1 protein-coding gene is annotated in these 235 nt (G+C 60.9%); it reads left to right on the top strand.

The annotated features are described in order from the left end of the window. The coding region (nadA, locus tag SB679_RS26325; protein WP_410705379.1) for a quinolinate synthase NadA at positions 1-235 on the top strand (235 nt) is incomplete at both ends.

The following is a 235-nucleotide window of genomic DNA, read 5'->3' as shown; positions in this document are numbered from 1 at the left end:
GCACGGAAACCGATGATCAGGGCCGCGTACCTGTCATACCGGTCACCTACATGAACTCTTCTGCCGCACTCAAAGCTTTCTGTGGCCGGAACGGCGGTATCGTCTGCACCTCCTCCAACGCCACAGTGGTCCTGGAATGGGCGTTTGAACGCGGCCAGAGGGTCCTGTTCTTCCCGGACCAGCACTTGGGCCGCAACACGGCCAAAGCCCTCGGAGTGCCCCTAGAACAGATGCC

Source organism: Chryseobacterium sp. SIMBA_029, assembly GCF_046535275.1.
In the GTDB taxonomy this organism is placed as follows: Bacteria; Bacteroidota; Bacteroidia; order Flavobacteriales; family Weeksellaceae; genus Chryseobacterium.
Note: the sequence above shows the minus strand (reverse complement) of the source record. Positions and strands in the feature narration are given on the sequence as shown.